General features: G+C 66.1%; 16 protein-coding genes. 7 read left to right on the top strand and 9 right to left on the bottom strand.

Annotated features, from left to right (window positions below; translation table 11 throughout):
* The first annotated feature begins 61 nt into the window (after nucleotides 1–61).
* The 3 genes from DC366_RS01035 to DC366_RS01045 all read left to right on the top strand — a co-directional run bounded on the left by DC366_RS01035 (nucleotide 62) and on the right by DC366_RS01045 (nucleotide 2,907).
* A complete protein-coding gene (locus tag DC366_RS01035) occupies nucleotides 62–1,042 on the top strand; it encodes a TRAP transporter substrate-binding protein (protein ID WP_108690791.1) in 981 nt (326 codons plus the stop codon).
* Between the two features lie 120 nt (nucleotides 1,043–1,162).
* Nucleotides 1,163–1,648: a TRAP transporter small permease gene (locus DC366_RS01040; RefSeq protein WP_341476678.1), complete on the top strand. Its 486-nt coding sequence runs from the start codon at nucleotides 1,163–1,165 to the stop codon at nucleotides 1,646–1,648.
* On the top strand, nucleotides 1,645–2,907 hold the full coding sequence (locus DC366_RS01045) for a TRAP transporter large permease (protein ID WP_108690331.1): 1,263 nt from the start codon (nucleotides 1,645–1,647) through the stop codon (nucleotides 2,905–2,907). The genes DC366_RS01040 and DC366_RS01045 overlap by 4 nt, the downstream gene beginning before the upstream one ends.
* On the opposite strand, the gene DC366_RS01050 is transcribed toward DC366_RS01045, so the two are convergent.
* Together DC366_RS01050 and DC366_RS01055 are read right to left on the bottom strand one after the other, a co-directional pair.
* On the bottom strand, nucleotides 2,874–3,836 hold the full coding sequence (locus DC366_RS01050) for a LysR family transcriptional regulator (protein ID WP_108690332.1): 963 nt from the start codon (nucleotides 3,834–3,836) through the stop codon (nucleotides 2,874–2,876). The two genes, DC366_RS01045 and DC366_RS01050, sit on opposite strands and share 34 nt — an antisense overlap.
* Nucleotides 3,837–3,839: 3 nt before the next feature.
* Nucleotides 3,840–4,628: an aspartate dehydrogenase gene (locus tag DC366_RS01055; protein WP_108690333.1), complete on the bottom strand. Its 789-nt coding sequence runs from the start codon at nucleotides 4,626–4,628 to the stop codon at nucleotides 3,840–3,842.
* Nucleotides 4,629–4,783: 155 nt separating this feature from the next.
* Here DC366_RS01055 and DC366_RS01060 point away from each other — a divergent pair, with 155 nt between their 5' ends.
* Together DC366_RS01060 and DC366_RS01065 are read left to right on the top strand one after the other, a co-directional pair.
* A complete protein-coding gene (locus DC366_RS01060) occupies nucleotides 4,784–6,880 on the top strand; it encodes a xanthine dehydrogenase family protein molybdopterin-binding subunit (protein ID WP_108690334.1) in 2,097 nt (698 codons plus the stop codon).
* On the top strand, nucleotides 6,877–7,830 hold the full coding sequence (locus DC366_RS01065; protein ID WP_108690335.1) for a dihydrodipicolinate synthase family protein: 954 nt from the start codon (nucleotides 6,877–6,879) through the stop codon (nucleotides 7,828–7,830). The genes DC366_RS01060 and DC366_RS01065 overlap by 4 nt, the downstream gene beginning before the upstream one ends.
* A 108-nt stretch (nucleotides 7,831–7,938) precedes the next feature.
* Here the strand turns inward: DC366_RS01065 and DC366_RS01070 are convergent, their stop codons facing one another.
* The 3 genes from DC366_RS01070 to DC366_RS01080 form a co-directional block, all read right to left on the bottom strand.
* Nucleotides 7,939–8,289 carry a RidA family protein gene (locus DC366_RS01070; protein WP_108690336.1) on the bottom strand — a complete coding sequence of 117 codons (351 nt, stop codon included), beginning with the start codon at nucleotides 8,287–8,289 and terminating at the stop codon, nucleotides 7,939–7,941.
* A 31-nt stretch (nucleotides 8,290–8,320) separates the two neighbouring features.
* The gene (locus DC366_RS01075; protein WP_108690337.1) at nucleotides 8,321–9,430 is read right to left on the bottom strand and encodes an NAD(P)/FAD-dependent oxidoreductase; all 1,110 of its coding nucleotides are present in this window, start codon (nucleotides 9,428–9,430) and stop codon (nucleotides 8,321–8,323) included.
* A 156-nt stretch (nucleotides 9,431–9,586) separates the two neighbouring features.
* Nucleotides 9,587–10,810, bottom strand: coding sequence for an acyl-CoA dehydrogenase (locus DC366_RS01080; RefSeq protein WP_108690338.1), 1,224 nt, complete (start codon nucleotides 10,808–10,810; stop codon nucleotides 9,587–9,589).
* Between the two features lie 107 nt (nucleotides 10,811–10,917).
* Between DC366_RS01080 and DC366_RS01085 the strand changes: the two genes are divergently transcribed.
* On the top strand, nucleotides 10,918–11,826 hold the full coding sequence (locus DC366_RS01085) for a LysR substrate-binding domain-containing protein (protein WP_108690339.1): 909 nt from the start codon (nucleotides 10,918–10,920) through the stop codon (nucleotides 11,824–11,826).
* A gap of 9 nt (nucleotides 11,827–11,835) precedes the next feature.
* On the opposite strand, the gene DC366_RS01090 is transcribed toward DC366_RS01085, so the two are convergent.
* Genes DC366_RS01090 through DC366_RS01100 form a run of 3 tightly spaced genes read right to left on the bottom strand, consistent with a single transcriptional unit; the run spans nucleotide 11,836 to nucleotide 13,913 of the window.
* Nucleotides 11,836–12,366, bottom strand: coding sequence for a gamma carbonic anhydrase family protein (locus tag DC366_RS01090; RefSeq protein WP_108690340.1), 531 nt, complete (start codon nucleotides 12,364–12,366; stop codon nucleotides 11,836–11,838).
* Nucleotides 12,363–13,004, bottom strand: a complete 642-nt coding sequence (gene gmk / locus DC366_RS01095) for a guanylate kinase (protein WP_108690341.1) — start codon at nucleotides 13,002–13,004, stop codon at nucleotides 12,363–12,365. The genes DC366_RS01090 and gmk overlap by 4 nt, the downstream gene beginning before the upstream one ends.
* Nucleotides 13,005–13,007: 3 nt before the next feature.
* Complete coding sequence (locus DC366_RS01100; protein WP_243404997.1) at nucleotides 13,008–13,913, bottom strand: YicC/YloC family endoribonuclease; 906 nt, start codon at nucleotides 13,911–13,913, stop codon at nucleotides 13,008–13,010.
* Nucleotides 13,914–14,205: 292 nt separating this feature from the next.
* Between DC366_RS01100 and DC366_RS01105 the strand changes: the two genes are divergently transcribed.
* Nucleotides 14,206–14,886 (top strand): PAS domain-containing protein, encoded by a 681-nt coding sequence (locus tag DC366_RS01105; protein WP_108690342.1) that lies wholly within the window; start codon nucleotides 14,206–14,208, stop codon nucleotides 14,884–14,886.
* Between the two features lie 81 nt (nucleotides 14,887–14,967).
* Here DC366_RS01105 and DC366_RS01110 read toward each other — a convergent pair whose 3' ends face one another.
* Nucleotides 14,968–16,335 carry a class II 3-deoxy-7-phosphoheptulonate synthase gene (locus tag DC366_RS01110; RefSeq protein ID WP_108690343.1) on the bottom strand — a complete coding sequence of 456 codons (1,368 nt, stop codon included), beginning with the start codon at nucleotides 16,333–16,335 and terminating at the stop codon, nucleotides 14,968–14,970.
* Nucleotides 16,336–16,447: the final 112 nt, after the last annotated feature.

Below are 16,447 nucleotides of genomic sequence, written 5' to 3' on the forward strand. Positions count from 1 at the left end.
GATACAACAAGCGCCCCGCCAGATGGGCGCGACATGACCAACCCGGAGGAGACCCATGGGGATGACCTATCTGACCAAACTGCCTGCCGCCATCGCCGCCGCAACCCTGATGCTGGGCGGCGCGGCCGCTGCCAAGGATCTGCGCCTTGGCCTGATCACGCCGCCCTCGCATATCTGGACCAAGGCCGCCGAGGATTTCGGCAACGACCTGGCCGAGGCCTCGGACGGCGCGCACACGCTCACCGTCTTTCCCGCCCAGCAGCTGGGCAGCGAGGCCGAGATGATGCAGCAGCTTCAGACCGGCGCGCTGGACATGGCGTTCTTGACCGTGGCCGAAGTCAGCAACCGCGTGCCCGATTTCGGCGCCTTCTATGCGCCGTTCCTGGCCAAGGACATCAGCCATGCGGGCCGCATCCTGCAATCCGATCTGGCCGCCAAGATGCTGGAGGATCTGCCCGCCAAGGCCGGCGTGGTCGGCATCGGCTATGGCATGGCCGGCCTGCGCCAGATCGAGGCCAAGGGCGCGGTGGACAGCGCCGCCGATCTCAAGGGCAAGAAGCTGCGCATCACGCCCTTCGCGCCGATCCTGGATTTCTACAACCTTCTGGGCGCCGCGCCCACGCCGATGCCGCTGCCGGCCGTCTATGACGCGCTGGCCAACGGGCAGGTCAACGCGATCGACATGGACGCGGAAATGATCTGGAAGATGAAATATTACGAGCAGGCCGAGACGGTCATCGTCTCCAACCACATGATGTTCCCGATGGTGGGCCTTGTGTCCGCCAAGGTCTGGAAGGACATGTCCGAGGAAGATCGCGCGATGATCTCGGAGCTGATGAAGGCGCGGCTTGACGAGGTGGTCGAGACCTTCATCGTCAAGGACACCGAGTGGCTGGGAATGGTCAAGGACGCCGGCGCCACCTACAAGGAGGTCGGGCCCGACTTCTTCGGCGACGTGCCCGCCGAGTGGGACAAGATCTGGGCCGAGAAATCGGCGGTCCTGGGCGACATGCGCGCGGCAGCCGACGCCTCGGCCGAGTGAGACGGGCAGGGATGATTTGACTGGCCGCCCGGCTGACGGGCGGCCAGATTGCATTGCGGGGGCAGGGTGCTGCATCGGATATCAAAGGCTTGGGCGCGCGCCGAAATGGCCGGAGCTGCCGTGCTCGCGGTTGCGATCACGGGGCTCGTGCTGCTGAACGTGGTCACGCGCGCGATGAGCGCGTCGATCTTCTGGGTCGATGAAGCGGCGATCATGTCGATGACATGGATGACGTTTCTTGCCGCCTCCGCCGCCGTGCATCACGGCCATTCGGTCAGCGTCACGCTCTTCACCGACATGCTGCCCGAGGGCGCGGCGCATGCCGCTCAGCGGGCGGTCGACGGTATCGTTCTGGGCTTTGCCGCGCTCATGCTGTGGCTGTGCTGGCGCTGGTTCCTGCCGCTCGATCTGCTGCGCGCAGGCTTCGATACCGGCGCCTTTCAAGGCGAGACGTTCAATTTCATCTATGCCGAACCGACGCTGACGCTGGGCGTGCGCAAGTTCTGGCTGTGGCTGATCATGCCGCTCTTTGCGCTTGGCGTGACGCTGCATGCCGTGGCCAACCTGACCCGGCCGTGGAATGCGCGGGCAGGGGCGGGCGCATGACGGCCGCGTTGTTTCTTGCGCTGCTCTTCGGGGCGGTTCCGATCTCCATCGTTCTGGCGCTCACCGCGCTCAGCTATATCTGGCAGTCCGGCAACACGGTTCTTTTCGACAGTTTTGCGCAGCAGATGTTCGCCGGCACCGAAAATTACGGCCTGCTGGCGATCCCGCTTTTCATGCTCACCGGCGAGCTGATGAACGAGGGCGGCATGACCAAGCGGCTGGTCGATGCCGCGCGGGTCGCGGTCGGCGGGTTTCGCGGCGGGCTGGTCTGGATCAACCTGCTGGCCAACATGTTCATGGCGGCGATCATCGGCTCCGCCGTCAGCCAGATCGCGGTGATGAGCCGCGCGATGGTGCCCAGCATGGAGCGCGAGGGTTATGACCGGGGCTTTGCCGCGGCCACCACGGCGGCGGGCGGGCTGCTGGCGCCGGTGATCCCGCCCTCGATGCTGTTCGTGATCTACGGGGTTCTGGCGCAGATCCCGATCGGCGACATGTTCCTTGCGGGCATCATTCCGGGCCTGATGATGGCCGGCAGCTTCTTTGTCGTCGTCACGCTGATTGGCCTGTCCACGCAGTTCCCCAAGGGCGAATGGATGACCGCGCGCGCCGCCGTGCAGGCGATCCTTGCGGCGCTGCCCGCCGCGCTGATCCCGGTCGCGATCATCGGCGGCATCGTCATGGGCATCGCCACCCCGACCGAAAGCGCGGCGGTCGCATCATTGATCGCCTTCCTCCTGGGCTGGCTGGTCTATGGCGAATTGCGGCCGTCGCAACTGGCCGATCTGTTCCTGCGCACCGCGCGCAACGCCTCGATGGTGATCTTCATGGTAGCGGCCGCCAACGTCTTTGGCTGGGTCGTCATCTACGAGGCGATCCCCCAGAAGCTGGCCGCGCTGATCACCTCGCTCACCTCCGATCCGTTCGTCTTTCTGCTGATCGTCATGGGCGCGCTTTTGCTGGTCGGGATGCTGATCGACGGGATCGCGGCGCTGATCCTGGTCACGCCGATCCTGCTGCCCATCGCCACGGGGCATTACGACATCAGCCCATTCCAGTTCGGCGTTGTCATCAGCATCAATCTCGCCCTTGGCCTGCTGACGCCACCGGTCGGGGTGGGCCTCTATATCGCCGCTTCGATGAGCGACGTGAAGCCGGTGGCGATTTTCGCCGCGCTCTGGCCTTTCCTTCTGGCCGTCGTGCTGGTGCTCTTGCTGCTGTGCTATTACCCGATCCTGTCGCTGGCGCTGCTGGGCTGAGCGGCGACGTCGCGCAGCGCGGCCAGCAATGCGGCGGCGGCGGGCGGCAGGGACGTGTTGCTGCGAAAGGAGGCGCCGACCGGCCCGTCACCGAAGGGCACGGCCAGCGGCAGCTCGGCCAGCGCGCCGCCCTCGGCGGCATGGGCAACCTCGGCCGGCATCGCGCAGATCATGTCGCTGCCCAGCAAAAGGCCGCGATTGGTGACGAAGCTGACCGATTCCACCATGAGCGGCGGCATGTACTGGCCTTCGGTGACGAAAAACTGGTCCATCTGGCGGCGCAGCGTCGTGTCGGCCGGGGGCACGATCCAGCCATAGGGGCGCAGATCGTCGAACCCCAAACCGGCTCGGCCGCAAAGCGGATGGCCCTCCCGCACGACCAGCGCAATCCGCCCATGGCCCAGCGGCATCTGCGTCAGGTCAGACCGGTGGCGCAGCACCGGCAGGCGGCCCACCACCAGATCCAGCTCGCCCGCACGCAGGCGGGGCATCAGCACCTCGTTCGTGCCCTCAATGACGCGGATCGCCAGGTTCGGGCGCTGCGCCAGCACCTGCGCGATGGCCAGCGGCAAGAGCCGCGCCGACGCCGCCAGAAGCGTGCCCACCACGATCCGGCCCGCATTGCCGCCGGCGATATCCTCCAGCTCCTGCGCGGTCGTGCCCAGCTGCGAAAAGATCAACTGCCCGCCGCGGATCAGCGCATCGCCCGCCGCCGTGGGAATGACGCCGCGATTGGTGCGCTCGAACAGCAGCACGTCAAAATCGATCTCCAGATCCTTGATCATCTTGGTGGCGGCGGGCTGTGACAGGTTCATCTCGCGCGCAGCGTGCAGGATGCTGCGGTGCCGGCCAACGGCGATCAGCAGGCGCAGTTGCTTCAGCTTCAGCCGGTTGATGACGCGGCTGGTGATCTGCGCGTGCCCCTCCACCGCCTAGAACCGCATCCAATGGGCGCCATCTTGCACCGCGCGCACCGCGCTCATCGCCGCAAGGGCCGAGGAGCGAGGATTGTCCGGCAGCGCATTGCCCGAAATGGAGAAATCGAACTGGCCAAAGGCGCCGCGCGCCTCGATCCGGTGGATATTCTGCGTGGCGGCCGGATCGGCGATCAGCTGCACTTCGGTCTTATCAAAGCCGAGCCCGGCCAGCGCCACTGCCGCCGCGACATTGGCGTTCTTGGGATAGGCGATGGCGGCATCGCGGGCGCTGCCGGTGAAATGCGCCTCGGGGGCCGTTATTTCCGCAAGGTCCAACACCTCCTCGGCGGGCGATCCGGCCCAGCCAAGGGGCGGTTTCGTTCCGGTATAGCGCACATGATCCAGCCCGCCGACAGAGGCCGCGGCCAGCGCATCGAGTGCGCCGATCGCGCCGGAGGCAAGCCGCAGCGCGCCGCCGCCCGCATCCGCCGCATCGCGCAGCCGCGCCAGCAGCGCCGGGTCGGCCAGCGCGCCCAGTGACAGCGTCACGACATCGCAGCCCGCCCCGAGCAGGGCAGCGCCATGCTCGGCCAGCCCCGCGTGACCCGCACAATCCACGACCAGCCGCACGCATTCGGCCAGTGCCGCCGCCGTCACCACAGGCTCCGCATCCAGCGCCGCGCGGGCCGCGTCCTCGCGCCCCGGGCGCGCCAGCACCGCGGCCACCGGCGTGCCGCCCTCTGCCAGCGCCTGCGCCACATAGCGCGCGATGGCGCCCTGTCCGATGATCCCGATCCCGCTCATGCAAACCTCCGAAGCCAATGCGACTGTCAATTTACGCTGTAACAATGCGGCTGGCTATCGGTTTTCGTGATAGCGGCGGGCCGGGACGGTATTTGCGACGCAGCGCGCGCTGTAGCATCATGGGGGCGCCGCATCAAAGACAGTCAAAGCGCCCGATGAGCACAGGTTTTCGCCCCCATCACAGTCATCACCTGCTGCGCGGCGGCGGGCAGTATTGCGATGATATCGCGCTGCCCGGTGCGCTGCGGGCGGTCTTTCGGCGCTCGGATGTGGCGGCGGGGCGGATTTCGGATCTGGAGATCGCCGCAGCGCTCGATATGCCGGGCGTGCGCGCGGTTCATACCGGCGCCGATGTCGCGCATCTGGGCGCGCTGCCGGTGAACGAGGTGTTGCCGCTGGAGGTAGAGACAGCGTTCCCGATCCTTGCGCAAGGGCAGGTCCACGCGGTCGGGCAACCCGTCGCCGCCGTCCTCGCGCCAAGCCGCGCGCAGGCACAGGACGGCGCCGAGGCGATCCTGCTCGACATAGACGCCGCCGCGCCCGAGGCGCCGCGCCGGATTGCCGGGCGGGGCTGGCACGCGGGCGATGCGGCCGCGCAGACCCGGGCCGCCGCGCATGTGGTCAAGGCGCATCTGCAGCATGCGCGCCTTGCGCCCCTGCCGCTGGAGCCGCGCGGTATTGCCGTGCGCCCCGAGCCGGACGGAACCATGACGATCTGGCACGCCACGCAGACGCCGCACCGCACGCGAACCCACCTGGCGCAGATCCTGGGGATGGATGCCGCGCGCCTGCGCGTGATCGCGCCCGATGTGGGCGGCGCCTTCGGCATGAAGGCATCGCTTTACCCCGAAGAGGTGTATTGCGTCTGGGCCGCGCAGATGCTGGGCGTGCCGGTGCGCTGGAGTGCCACGCGCAGCGAGGAATTTCTGTCCGCGACCCATGGCCGGGGGCTGCACACGCAAGGCACGCTGGCGCTGGACGGCGACGGGGACTTTACCGCGCTGACGGCGCAGGTGACGGCGCCCGTGGGTCATTGGCTGCCGGGCAGCGCGCTGATCCCTGCGTGGAATGCCGCGCGCGTTCTGCCGGGGCCATACGGGATTGATGCGGTCGACATCGAGACGGCTGCAATGGCCGAAAACCTTGCTCCGACAGGCATTTACCGCGGGGCAGGGCGCCCCGAAGCGGCCGCGCTGATGGAGCGGCTGGTCGACAAGGCGGCCCGTGCGACGGGTCTTGATCCGTTCGAGATCCGGCTGCGCAACCTGCCCGCCAAGGGCGCGTTTCCACGCCAAACCGCCACGGGACAGACGCTGGACAGCGGCGATTATGCCGGCTTGCTCGACCTGCTGCGCCGGGTGTCGAACCATGACGCGCGGGCCCGCGAGATTGCCCGCAGACGCGCGGCCGGAGAGCTGGTTGGCCTTGGTCTCGCGCTTTTTCTGGAGCCGTCGGGCGAGGGCTGGGAATCGGCGCGCGTGACGTGGCGCGCCAGCGGGCGCGTCGAGGTTGCAAGCGGCTCGTCCGCCCAAGGACAGGCTCGCGCGCGCAGTTATGCCGCCATCGCGGCGCAGATTCTGCAGGTGCCGCCGCAGGAGATCGACGTGAGATTCGGCGATACCGCGACATGCTCCGAAGGGATCGGCGCGGTCGCCTCGCGCAGCACGCCGATCGGCGGCAGCGCGGTCAAGGTGGCCTGCCAGGCGCTGCGGGAGGCGCGCGACGCCGGTGCGAAGCTGCCCCTCAGCGAGGAAATCCGGTATGAGACCGGCGGGCAGGCCTGGGGCGCGGGCGCGTATCTGGTTCAGATCAGCATCAACGCCGATACCGGCACGCCCCGTATCGAGGCGGCAATCTGCGTTGACGATGCGGGCACCGTGATCGACGCGCAGGCGGTCGCCGATCAGATCGTCGGCGGGTTCGCGCAAGGGCTGGGCGAGGCGATGATGGAGGCGGTCCGCTATGATGCGGACGGCCAGTTGCTGACAGCCTCGCTGATGGATTACGCCGTCCCGCGCGCCGATGACATGCCGCCGCTGCAACTGGCCGGGTTGCAAACACCGTCGCCCATGAACGCGCTTGGCGCCAAGGGGGTGGGCGAGGCGGGAACGATCGGCGCGCCCGCCGCGATCCTGAACGCCGCGCTCGACGCGCTGGCGCCGCTCGGGGTGGAAGATCTGCAGATGCCGCTGAGCCCCGCGCGGCTGTGGCAGGCGATGACTGATGCACGCAAGAAAGGACCGACCCCATGAAATATGCGAAAAACGAGGCCAAGGAGCATGCACGCGCGCATATGCGCGGCATCTGGGCCGCCGCGCTGAACCCGTTTCTGCCGGATGGCGCGCTGGACGAGGCGGGCTTGAGGCGGAACATCAGGCATTGGATAGATGACCTTGATATCAAGGGGCTTTTCATCGCCGGCAAGCAAGGCGAATTCTTCTCGATGTCGGTGCCCGAACGCAAGCGCAATTTCGAGATCGCGGTTGACGAATGCGGCGGACGCGCGGGCACGATCATGTCCGTGTCGGACCAGAATTTCGACACCGTGCTGGAACTGGCACGTCACGCGCAGGATTGCGGTGCCGATTACATCGTGGTCCACGCGCCGGTGCTGCATTTCGTCAGCGACCCCGATGAGATAGTCTTCAACTATTACAAGGCGATATGCGACGCAGTTGATATCGGCATCGCGATGTGGAGCCATCCTGACAGCGGCTACCTGATGTCGCCGGAACTTTGCGCGCGCATTTCCGATCTGCCCAATATCGTGGCGATCAAATATTCCGTGCCGCGCGAGATGTATGTGCGGCTGACGCATATGGTCGGGGACAAGATTCACGTCTCGACGGCGTCCGAGGTGGAGTGGCTGGACAATATCGAAGAGCTGAACTGGCGCCTCTATCTGTGCTCGTCGCCGCCATACCAGCTGCAGACGGCATCCGATCGACGGATGGACGAATACACGCGGCTGGCCTTCGACGGTAAATTCGAGGAGGCGCGCCGCGTCTCGCGCAGCCTGGATCCCGTGCGCGAGGCGATCCGCAGCACGAAGCCTGCGGACAAGCCGCAGGCGCATGGCAAGTACTGGCAGGAGCTTTTGGGCCAGACCGGCGGATCCGTCCGCTTTCCGATGCTGGAATTGACCAACGAGGAAAAGACCGCCACGCGGGAGGCTTTCGAGGCATGTGGCCTGAAACTCTGAGCCCGAGGCACGTTCCGCTGCAAGTAAAATAATTACATAATACTGATTATGCGAAACATGGGCTCACATGTGAAAAGGCCCCGGCACCGCGCCGGGGCCTTGAATTCTTCAGGCTTTTGCAGCCGTGACGATGAATTCCACAAGGTATTCATGCGTGGCCAGCTTGGCCTCGCCCGCGGCGCGCGCCGGGGTGTGGCCCTCGGGCACCCACGCATCCCAGACCGCGTTCATTTCCGCGAAATCCTTCATGTCCGCCATCCAGATGATCGTCTGCAGGATGCGTGTCTTGTCGGACCCGGCCTCGGCCAGAAGCTTGTCGATATTGGCAAGGCAGGTTTTCGTCTGCTCTGTCACGCTCTCGCCGGCGGTGCCGACCTGGCCGGCAAGGTAAATGGTGTCGTTATGGGTGACGATCTGGCTCATGCGCGGGCCGGTATGGCTGCGGGTGATGTTGCTCATTCGGATGAAGTCCTTCTGTCAAGGTTTTGAGTTAGTTGGAAAAGAAACGGCCGGGCGTCAAGGCGTCCAGCGCTGGTTGCGCCAATTTGGGCGCGCGCCCCTCGATCAGCGCGGCGGCGGTCTGTGACAATGCGGGCGCGGTCTGAACGCCGTAACCGCCCTGCCCGGCAAGCCAGAAGAAACCGTCTGCATCCGGCGCAAAGCCGACCACGGGTGTGCGGTCCGGCGCGAAGGTGCGCAGGCCCGCCCAGCTGTGCTCGACGCGGGTCACGGGAACGGTTACGGCCTGTTCGTAACGGTGCAACCCCTCGGCCAGCACCATGTCATCGGGCCAGGCATCATGCGGATCGACGGGATCTTCATCCGCTGGCGACACCATCAGTTTACCTGCATCCGGCTTGGCATACCATGTCTCGGCGGTGGTGCCGAACAGCGGCCAGCTTTCGACGTCATGCTCGGGCCCGAGGTTCAGCAAGGCCGCGGAGCGCCGCATCGGTTGCAGGCCCATCGCGGCGACGCCAGCCAGCGCGGCCACCGCGTCGGCCCAGGCACCGGCCGCGTTAACCACAATGGGCGCCGTGTAGAGTGTGCCGCTTGCCTCGATCTGCCAGGCGCCGCCTTGCCGGGCAATCTTCTGGGCACGCGCCTTTGCGATGATCGTGCCGCCGCGCGCCTTCAGCAGCTTCACGTAGTCCTGCAGCATCCGGTCGACATCGATGCTCTGGGCGCTGCTCTCGTAGATGGCGGCGGCAATCGGTTCGGGACGCAGGATGGGCACCATCTTGGCCGCTTCGGCGCCGGTCATGCGCTCCAGTCCGGTGGCGCCGGCGGCATAGGCTTCGAGGCTGGGCATCTCATCCTCGGACGCGATCAGAAGCTCGCCGCGCGGCGACAGCAGGCTGTGATCGCTGATCCCGCCCGGCTGTGCCAGCGTCGGCTCGGACAGCGCGTTGATCGCGCGCAGCACGGCGTTGCCGTAATTGCGGATATAGATCGCGGCCGAGCGGCCGGTGGAGTGATAGCCGGGCTGCGCCTCGGCCTCCAGCACCAGCACCTTTGCGCTCTTTGCCATCTCGGCGGCCGCCGAGATACCGGCGATGCCGCCTCCGATCACGATGATGTCTGCAGTTTGCTGGCTCATGGATCGCATCCTTGCGGTCTGTCGGCGCGGCGCCGGTCGCGGTCAGGCTTGCCCCAAAAGGGCACGGAATCCAAGAGGCGCGGCCTGATTCTCACGCAGAAATGGCGCGGGCATGGTTGGCCCCTGCCCGCGCCCTATTCACCGCACTATCCTGTTTCAGAAAAACGCCTGAAGACCGGTCTGCGCACGGCCGAGGATCAGCGCGTGAACATCATGCGTGCCCTCGTAGGTGTTGACCGTCTCAAGGTTCACCATATGACGAATGACTTGATATTCCTCGGAAATTCCGTTTCCGCCATGCATGTCGCGCGCCATGCGGGCGATATCCAGCGCCTTGCCGCAGTTGTTGCGCTTGATCATGCTGATCATCTCGGGCGCGGCATTGGCGTCGTCCATCAGACGGCCCACACGCAGCGCGGCCTGCAGGCCCAGCGTGATCTCGGTCTGCATGTTGGCCAGCTTGAGCTGGAACAGCTGCGTCTGCGCGATCGGCTTGCGGAACTGGTGACGGTCGAGGCCATATTGCAGCGACTGGTGCCAGCAGAACTCGGCGGCGCCCATCACGCCCCATGCGATGCCATAGCGCGCACGGTTAAGGCAGCCGAACGGCCCCTTCAGCCCTTCGACGTTGGGCAGCAGCGCGTCCTCGCCCACCTCGACGCCCTTCATCACGATCTCGCCGGTGACGGAGGCACGCAGGCTCTGCTTGCCCGCGATCTTGGGCGCGCTGAGGCCCTTCATGCCCTTGTCCAGCACGAAACCCTTGATCTTGCCGTCATGCGCGTCGGACTTGGCCCAGACCACGAAAACATCGGCGATCGGGCTGTTGGAGATCCACATCTTGGAGCCGGTCAGGCGATAGCCGCCGTCGATCTTCTCGGCGCGGGTCTTCATCCCGGCCGGATCGCTGCCCGCATCGGGCTCGGTCAGGCCAAAACAGCCGATCAGCTCGCCGGTGGCCAGCTTGGGCAGGTATTTCTGCCGCTGCTCCTCGGTGCCGTAGGCATAGATCGGATACATCACCAGCGAGGATTGCACACTCATCATCGAGCGATAGCCCGAATCCACGCGCTCGATCTCGCGCGCGACCAGGCCATAGCTGACATAGCCGCTGCCGATGCCGCCGTATTCCTCGGGGATGGTGGTGCCCAGAAGGCCCATTTCGCCCATCTCGGGGAACAATTCGGGCGAGACGGCCTCTTCGGCATAGTCCTTGATGACGCGCGGCTGCAGCTTTTCCTGCGCGAAGGTGCGCGCGCTTTCGGCGATCATCCGCTCCTCTTCCTGCAGTTGGTCATCCAGGCGGAACGGATCCTTCCAGTCGAAGCTGGACAGATCGGGGGCGTCTTTGGCTTTGATTGCGGGTGCGTCGAGGCTCATTGAATTCCCTTTCCATGAGTTTATCATGCGGTCTGCTTGATATATAGGGCCATTCGGCGCAGAAGAACACCAAGTGTTTTGCGCGAATTCATGAGGAAACGGAATAGATGGCCCTGCCCCGCAGATTTCTGCCCTCGATCGCGTCCTTGCGCGCGCTGGAGGCGCTGGACCGTCTGTGCAGCGCGACCGCCGCCGCCGAGGCGCTGGCGCTGACGCAAAGCGCCGTCAGCCGTCAGATACAGGCGCTGGAGGAACAGCTGGGCGTGACGCTGATCGTGCGGGACGGCCGGCGCATCGTTCTGACGCAGGATGCCGTCCAATATGCCGCCGAGGTGCGCGCGGCGCTGAACCAGATCGCGCAAGCCTCGCTGAAGCTGACGGCCAATCCATCGGGCGGCGCGTTGAACCTCGCGATCCTGCCGACCTTCGGCATGCGCTGGCTGGTGCCGCGCCTGCCTGATTTCGCGCGCAGCCACCCGGAGGTGACGCTGAACCTGTCAACCCGGATCAAGCCGTTCAGCTTCGCGATGGAACCCTTTGACGCGGCTATACATTTTGGCGAGGCAGATTGGCCCGGAACGCGGTCCATGCGACTGCGCGGCGAGGCGGTTCTGGCTGTCTGCGCGCCGGATCTGATCGAAACAAAACCGCCCACCAGTGCCGCCAGCCTGCTGGACATGCCGCTGATGCATATCGAGACGCGGCCCGGCGCGTGGCGCGCATGGTTTGCCGCCCAAGGGGTGCAGGCGGGGCGCGTGACCGGCACGACCTATGACCAGTTCGCCACCATCACGCAGGCGGCGCTGCACGGGTTGGGCGTGGCGCTCTTGCCCGAATACCTGTCCGAGGCGGATCTGGCTGCCGGGCGGCTTGTCGTTGCATGGGGCGGGCCGACGCCCAGCCCCGGCGCCTATCACCTGATCTGGCCGGATGCCAAATCAGGCGATGCGGCGCTGATCAAGTTCCGCGAGTGGCTGGCCACGCAGATCGGCGAGGATGACCTTCTGCCTCGCTGAATTTATCTTTCAATCAATCGCTTGCAGACCACTCTTGAAGCGGCGCATCTTGTCCTGATACCCAAGCGCGCTTTGGCGCAGCCCCTCGATGGCGGCGGCGTCAAGGCTGCGCACCACCTTGCCGGGCGCGCCCATGACAAGCGATCCGTCCGGGATCTGCTTGCCTTCGGTCACAAGCGCTCCTGCCCCAATCAGGCAATTGGCGCCGATCCGCGCGCCGTTCAGCACGGTGGCGCCCATCCCGATCAGCGAATTGTCCCCGATCATGCAGCCATGCAGCATCGCCTTGTGGCCGATCGTGCAGCCCGCGCCGATGGTCAGCGGATGGCCCATATCGGTATGCATGACGCAGTTTTCCTGCACATTCGTCCCGGCGCCGACATGGATGATCTCGTTGTCGCCGCGCAGCGTGGCGCCGAACCAGACGGACGCGCCCGCCTCCAACACCACGCGGCCGATCACATGCGCGTCGGGAGCGACCCAGAAATCGCCATCGGCGGGCGTTTCGGGCGCGTGGCCCTCGAAGGTATAGAGCGTCATTTCAAATCCTCGAATTCCATTTGCAGATTGCGCACATGCTCGGTCAGGGCGGGCTGCTGGATGCGGCGCAGGCGGGCGGCGGCGATGATCTGTTTCAGCTTGGCATCGGTCGTGTCCAGATCGTCATTGGTCAGAACGTAATCATATTCGGCCCAATGGCTGATCTCGTCCCAGCTTTTCTGCATGCGTTTTGCGATCACCTCGGCGCTGTCCTGCCCGCGCGATTCCAGACGGCGACGCAGCTCGCCGATCGACGGCGGCAGCAGGAAGATCGACAGGGTATGCTTGCCCAGATCCGAGTTCTGGATCTGCTGCGCGCCCTGCCAGTCGATGTCGAACAGCACATCGCGCCCCTGGTTGATCGCCGCCTCGACCGGCCCCTTGGGCGAGCCATAGAGGTTTCCGAAAACAAAGGCGTGCTCCAGCATCTGGCCGTCATTCACCTGCCGCTTGAAATCGTCGGTGGGCAGAAAATAGTAATCCTTGCCGTCGATCTCGCCCTCGCGCGCCGCGCGGGTGGTGGCCGAGACGGAAAACAGCACGTTTTCGTCCCAGTCGCGCAGGCGCCGGGACAGGGTGGATTTTCCCGCGCCCGACGGCGAGGAGAGAATGATCAAAAGGCCGCGCCGGTCTGTCATGTCTTACTCCACATTCTGGACTTGTTCGCGCATCTGGTCGACAGCGACCTTCAGCTCCAGCCCGATGGCGGTCAGCGCAGATGACTGCGCCTTGGCGCACAAGGTATTCGCCTCGCGGTTGAATTCCTGGGTGAGGAAATCGAGCTTGCGGCCCACGGGCGCGCCGCTGGCCAGAAGATCGCGCGCGGCATCCACATGCGCGCGCAGGCGGCCGATTTCCTCGGTCACTTCGGCCTTGACGGCGATCATCGCCAGCTCCTGCGCGACGCGGGCGGGGTCCGCGCCTGCCGCGCCGTCCATCACGCGCGCGAGGCTGTCTTGCAGCGCCTGCGCCGCGTCCGCGCGGCGGCCCTCTGCGGCGGTGGCGGCGGCGTCGGTCAGGCGGGCGATGTCGGACAGATGCCCGTCCAGCAGCGCGTGAAGCGCCGCGCCCTCGCTGCGGCGCATGGCGACGAAATCGGCCAGCACCTCCTCGAAATCGGCGCAGAGGGCCTCCTTGAGCGCGCCCGTGTCCTCGTCGCCGCCCGCCGTCTCCAGCACGCCGCGCACGGACAGAACGTCGCCGGGGCGCGCCGGGGCAAGCGACAGGCCCCGCGCCATCGCCCGCGCCTCGACCTCGGCGATGGCGTTCAGAACATCGTCCAGATGGGCCGGATTGATGCGCAGATGCCCGCCCGCATCCTCGGCCTGAAGCCGCAGGTTCAGCGTGACATTGCCCCGCGCAAGCGCCTTGGCGAGCCGTGCGCGCAGCGCCGCCTCCAGCCCCGAAATCCAGTCGGGCACGCGCAGGCGCAGATCCAGACCCTTGCCGTTGACGCTGCGCAGCTCCCACGTCCAGGACCACGGGCCCTGGGCGCCGCGCGCGGCGGCAAAGCCGGTCATCGAAGTCACGCTTTGCGATATCGCCATGTCGCCCCCTGCCCGCCTGCGCCGATGTCGGCGACCGTCCTATGCGCTGGCTGGCGCAGTGGCAAGCGCCCGGCGCGATCCGCTCGGCGAAGGTTAACCATTTGCGGCGGATTTTAGACAAATGGGCCGGTATTCATGTCATACCTTGGCAACTGTGTGGCATGTGCTGCCGATTCCCGTCCGCATCGATTTAGAGGCGGGGCACGGAACCACCTATGCGCAACGTGTGTTGGCGCGGGGTGGTCGGGCGCGCGGCGCAAGGCAGTATGATGACCGGGGAGACCGCAAGGACATGACGACGCGTGACAAGAACAGTGGCGGCGCAGGCGGCACCTCGCCCAAACACGCGGCTGCGCTCAGCGATTTCATCGCCTATTGGCAGCGCATGCGCCGCGGCGGTGACGTGCCGCGCCGCTCGGACATCGATCCGCGCGGGATCGAGGCGCTGTTGACCAATGCCTTCATCGCCGAACGGATCGCGCCGGGCCTTGCGCGCATGCGCATCGCCGGAAGCCATCTGACGGACCTGATGGGAATGGAGGTGCGCGGGATGCCGCTGAGCGCGTTCCTTGTGCCCGCACATCGCGACGCGCTTTCGCTGCATCTGGTGCGCCTTTTTGACGAACCGGCGATGGTGCGCCTGCAGCTGCTGTCACCCGGCGGGATCGGCGCGCCCGAGTTGACGGGCGAGATGCTGATCCTGCCGCTGCGCAGCGATCTGGGCGACATCTCGCGCGCGCTGGGATGTATCGTGACCACCGGCACGCCGGGACGCGGGCCGCGCCGTTTTGACATCACCCAAGGCCGCATCACGCCCCTTGAGGGCGCGGCGCATGTGCCGCAAGGCGCGGGTGAGGCGCCGCCCGCACGCCCGCAAGCCGTGCCCGGCTTTGCCGAGCCGCAGGCGCCGCTGGAGCGCAGCGCGGCACCGCGCAAGGGCGAGCGGCCCTATCTGCGCCTCGTCAAAAGCTGAGACGCTCGCGGTTCCGGACGCAAAAGGGCCGCGCGATAAATCCGTCACACGGCCCCTTTTTCTCAATATCTATCGCGCCCTTTAAACCGCTTCGGCGTGGCGTTCCTGCCGGAGGGCCGACAGCTCTTCTGCCACCAGAAAGGCCAGCTCCAGCGATTGCGACGCATTCAGGCGCGGATCGCAGGCCGTATGATAGCGATCGCTCAGGTTTTCGTCCGTCACGGCCTGAACGCCGCCGATGCATTCGGTCACGTCCTGTCCGGTCATCTCGAAATGGACGCCGCCGGGGATAGTGCCTTCGGCCTTGTGCACGGCAAAGAACTCACGCACCTCGCGCAGCACCGCATCGAAGGGCCGCGTCTTGTAGCCGGAGGCGGATTTGATGGTGTTGCCATGCATCGGATCGCACACCCACAGCACATTCGCGCCCTCGGCCTGAACCGTGCGGATCAGCCGCGTCAGATGCTCCTGCACCTTGCCCGCGCCGAACCGCGCGATCAGGGTCAGTCGCCCGGCCTCGTTTGCCGGATTCAGCTTGGCCAGCAGGACCTTGAGATCGTCCTCGGTCATCGAGGGGCCGCATTTCAGGCCGATAGGGTTCAGCACGCCGCTGGCGAAATTCACATGCGCGCCATCCGGCTGGCGCGTCCGGTCGCCGATCCAGATCATGTGGCCCGACCCGGCCAGCCAGTTGCCGGAAGTGGAATCGAGCCGCGTCAGCGCCTCTTCGTATTCCAGCAGCAGCGACTCGTGGCTGGTGTAGAAATCGACCGTCTGCAGCGCCTCGGTGCTGCCGTTGTTGATGCCCGCCGCGCGCATGAAATCCAGCGCATCGCTGATGCGCGTTGCCATCTCGCGATAGCGCGCCGCCTTCTCGCCCTCGGTAAAGCCCAGGGTCCAGCTGTGGACCTTGTTCATGTCCGCATAGCCGCCCTTGGAGAAGGCGCGCAGAAGGTTCAGCGTCGCCGCCGACTGGGTGTAGGCCTGCAACATCTTGGCCGGATCGGGCATGCGCGCGTCTTCGGAGAAGGGCAGCTCGTTGATGATGTCGCCGCGATAGCTGGGCAGCTCGACGCCGTCCACCACCTCGGTCGGGGCGCTGCGCGGCTTGGCGAACTGGCCGGCCATGCGGCCCACCTTGACCACCGGCACCTTGGCCGCGAAGGTCAGCACCATCGCCATCTGCAGCATCACCTTGAACGTGTCGCGGATCGCATCGGCGCTGAACTGCTCGAACGCTTCGGCGCAATCGCCGCCCTGCAGCAGGAACGCTTCGCCGCGCGATGCCGCGCCCAGCTGCGCCTTCAGGCGCCGCGCCTCGCCGGCAAAAACCAGCGGCGGGAATTGCGACAGCCGCGCCTCGACCGATTCAAGCGCTTCGGCGTCGGTGTAATCGGGCATCTGGATGCGCGGCTTGGCGCGCCAGTCGGATTTTGTCCATTCTGCCATTGTCTGCACTCCGCACTTTGGGCAATTCTGCACCGGGTCTATACTAAAGCCGCCGCCGGGTTGCCACACGAATATTGCGCGGAACCGGTCAATTCCCTGTGCGATCACCGGT

Source organism: Pelagivirga sediminicola (genome assembly GCF_003072125.1).
GTDB lineage: Bacteria > Pseudomonadota > Alphaproteobacteria > Rhodobacterales > Rhodobacteraceae > Roseovarius > Roseovarius sediminicola.